Below are 3,456 nucleotides of genomic sequence, written 5' to 3'. Positions count from 1 at the left end.
CTTCGACGTGCTCGCGCATCGAGGCGCGCGCCGCTTTTTCCACTGCCTTCGGATCGCTTTCGCGCTTTGCCTTCCACTCACCCATCGTCCAGCCCTTCGGCAGGTAGCCGTTGATCGGGTCGTGGGCCGAAGTCTGATCGGTGACGATATCGGGGCGGATGCCGCGGCGGACCATCTCCGGCAGGATTTCGGCAGCATTGCCGAGCAGGCCGACGGATTTCGCCTCGCCGGCCTTGGTCCAGCGGTCGATCATCTCAAGTGCTTCATCGAGCGTCTCGGCCTTGGCGTCGACATAGCGGGTGCGCAGGCGGAAATCGATCGAATCGGGATTGCATTCGACGGCCAGGCAGCAGGCGCCGGCCATGACGGCGGCGAGCGGCTGGGCGCCGCCCATGCCGCCGAGGCCGCCGGTCAGGATCCATTTGCCCTTGAGATTGCCGCCGTAGTGCTGGCGGCCGGCCTCGACGAAGGTCTCGTAGGTGCCCTGCACGATGCCCTGCGTGCCGATATAGATCCACGAGCCGGCCGTCATCTGGCCGTACATCGCAAGGCCCTTCTTATCCAGCTCGTTGAAATGATCCCAGGTCGCCCAATGCGGCACGAGGTTGGAATTGGCGATCAGCACCCGCGGTGCATCCTTGTGGGTGCGGAATACGGCCACCGGCTTGCCGGATTGGACGATCAAGGTTTCTTCTTCCGTCAGCGTCTTCAGCGTCGCGACGATGCGGTCGAAATCCTCCCAGGTGCGGGCGGCGCGGCCGATGCCGCCATAAACGACGAGCTCGTTCGGATTTTCGGCGACGTCAGGGTCGAGATTGTTCATCAGCATGCGCAGCGGCGCTTCAGTCATCCAGCTCTTGGCATTAAGATCGTTGCCGCGGGGCGCGCGGATTTCGCGGATATTGTGGCGTGGATTGTTCATGGCGGTTCCCCTGTCGAGTGATCGTTATCGTTTCAGGCCTGGCGCAATCTGTTCGATGCGCACCAGAATGTTTTTGAGATGGACGCGAAGTCTGTCTGCCTTGGCGGCATCGTAGGCGAAGGGCGTCGCCTCGGTTTGGAGATGCGTCGATTGCGCGAGCTCCATCTGGATCGCGTGCACACCAGTGTCGGGCCGACCATAGTGGCGTGTCGTCCAGCCGCCCTTGAAGCGACCGTTGAGCACACTGTCGTAACCTTCGGCGGCTTCGACCGCGGTGAGCGTCGCCTGCTCGATCGCGCTGTCGCACGTCTTGCCCATGTCGGTGCCGATATTGAAATCCGGCAACTTGCCTTCGAAGAGGAAGGGGATGTGGGAGCGGATCGAGTGGCAGTCGTAGAGAATTGCGACGCCATGGATGGCTCTCACGCGCTCGATCTCGGCGGCAAGTGCGGCATGATAGGGGGCATGGAAGTCCCGCAGCCGCGCCGCGATATCGGCTTCGTCGGGCGCCTGCCCATCCTTCCAGATCGCCTTGCCGTCGAAATCCGTCTGGGGAACGAGGCCGGTGGTGTTCTGGCCAGGATAGAGGCTGACGCCCTGGGGATCGCGGTTGGCGTCGATCACATAGCGGTGGAAGGTGGCGCGAACCACCGTGACATTGTCCAGCAGGCCATCATAAAGCCTGTGGATATGCCAGTCGGTGTCGGCCAGCATCCTGCCATTGTCGTTGAGCCGGTCGGCAATCTCAGCCGGCACCTCGGTGCCGGTATGGGGGAAGCCGAGGATGACGGGGGAGGTGCCTTGGCGAATTTCGCATGGAGAGGAGACTTTTTCCGTCACCATCATCTCAGCCCTCCAATACTGGCAATATGCCAGATGAAACCGAGGCGTTCAGCGCGCCCGTTGCCACCAGCTCGGCGGCGGCGGCGAGGTCGTTTGCCATGTAGCGATCGGCGTCGAGGCTCGGAGCTTTGCTGCGGATAGCGGCGATCGCCTTGGCAAGCTCCGGGCTCGTCGAAAGAGGCGCGCGCAGTTCAACGCCTTGGGCAGCGGTCAGCGCCTCGATGCCGATGATGCCGAACAGGTTCTCGGTCATGGCAAGCAGGCGGCGGGCGCCATGGCAGGCCATCGAGACATGGTCTTCCTGGTTGGCCGACGTCGGTGTCGAATCGACCGAGGCCGGGTGCGACATCTGCTTGTTTTCCGACATCAGCGCCGCCGACGTAACCTCCGCGATCATCAGGCCGGAATTCAAGCCCGGCTTCTTGGCGAGGAAGGCCGGCAGGCCGTAGGAGAGGGTCGGATCGACCAGCAGCGCGATGCGGCGCTGCGAAATCGCGCCGATCTCGCAGACGGCGAGCGCGATCTGGTCGGCGGCGAAGGCGATGGGTTCGGCGTGGAAATTACCGCCGGAGACGACGGAATTGTCCGAGAGAACCAGCGGATTGTCGGTGACCGCATTGGCCTCGATTTCAAGGGTGCGGGCAACCGAGCGCAACAGATCGAGGCAGGCGCCGTCGACCTGCGGCTGGCAGCGGATGCAATAGGGATCCTGCACGCGCTCGTCGCCCTCGATGTGGCTCTGGCGAATGATGGAGTTTTCCAGCAGCGCGCGAAGCGCGGCTGCCGTGTCGATCTGGCCCTTATGGCCACGCAATGTGTGAATATCCGGATGAAAGGGCGCCGAAGAGCCCATGGCGGCATCGGTGGACATGGCGCCGGTGATGAGGGCTGCCTGTGCGGCACGATGGGCGCGAAACAGGCCGGCCAGCGCCAGCGCCGTCGAGGTCTGGGTGCCGTTGATGAGCGCTAGGCCCTCCTTGGCGGCGAGCACGACCGGTCTGAGACCAGCCCTTTTGAGGGCTTGCGCACCTGAGAGGCGTTCGCCGGCGAAGAAGGCTTCGGCCTCGCCCATCATCACTGCCGCCATATGGGCGAGCGGGGCGAGATCGCCGGAGGCGCCGACCGAGCCCTTTTCCGGGATCAGCGGGATGACGCCCTTTTCCAGCATGCCTTCGATCAGCCGCACCAGCTCCAGCCGCACGCCGGAGGCGCCGCGCCCGAGCGAGACCAGCTTCAGCGCCATGATCAGCCGCACGATATTCTCGGGCAGCGGCGCGCCGACGCCGCAGCAATGCGACAGGATGAGATTGCGCTGCAAGGTGGTCACATCGGCGCTGTCGATCTTGATCGAGGCGAGTTTGCCGAAGCCGGTATTGATGCCGTAGACCGGCGCATTGCCGGCGGCGATCTCGGCGATACGGGCCGCGGCCTTGGCGATCCCCGCATCGAAGGCGGGATCGAGCCTTGCCGGTGCGCCCGTCCAGTAGATGATTTCCAAATCCTTGAGCGAGACGGAGCCCGGGTGGAGCGTGATGGTCATCGACCGTTCCTTTCGCCCTTGAAGACGCGTGTGTGAAGCGGATTGAAGCCGATGCGGTAGACGAGCTCGGCAAGGCTTTCGATATTCCAGATGGCGAGATCGGCGGATTTGCCGGGTTCGAGCGTTCCTGTCTTGTCGAGCAGACCGAGCG

The 3,456-nt window shown here is 63.7% G+C and carries 3 protein-coding genes and 1 pseudogene; all 4 read right to left on the bottom strand.

Annotated elements, in window-relative coordinates; all coding sequences use genetic code 11:
* On the bottom strand, positions 1-922 hold a 922-nt coding region (gene hutU, locus AC1D1Z_RS35410; protein WP_477853445.1), incomplete at its 3' end, for a urocanate hydratase.
* Between the two features lie 24 nt (positions 923-946).
* Positions 947-1,768 carry an N-formylglutamate deformylase gene (gene hutG / locus AC1D1Z_RS35405; RefSeq protein WP_477853443.1) on the bottom strand — a complete coding sequence of 274 codons (822 nt, stop codon included), beginning with the start codon at positions 1,766-1,768 and terminating at the stop codon, positions 947-949.
* 1 nt (position 1,769) lies between these two features.
* Positions 1,770-3,305 (bottom strand): histidine ammonia-lyase, encoded by a 1,536-nt coding sequence (gene hutH / locus AC1D1Z_RS35400; protein ID WP_477853441.1) that lies wholly within the window; start codon positions 3,303-3,305, stop codon positions 1,770-1,772.
* Positions 3,302-3,456 (bottom strand): annotated as a pseudogene (locus tag AC1D1Z_RS35395) (imidazolonepropionase); the annotation flags it as partial. The gene hutH and the pseudogene AC1D1Z_RS35395, both read right to left, overlap by 4 nt.

The sequence above is a fragment of the Rhizobium sp. P1_E1 genome, from assembly GCF_056406015.1.
The sequence above is the reverse complement of the archived record's forward strand: the minus strand, read 5'-3'. Positions and strand labels throughout refer to the sequence as shown.

Bases quoted from the DNA above. Each gene is read 5' to 3' on its own strand.
- hutG (WP_477853443.1), bottom strand. From the start codon at position 1,768: ATGATGGTGACGGAAAAAGTCTCCTCTCCATGCGAAATTCGCCAAGGC.
- hutH (WP_477853441.1), bottom strand. From the start codon at position 3,305: ATGACCATCACGCTCCACCCGGGCTCCGTCTCGCTCAAGGATTTGGAA.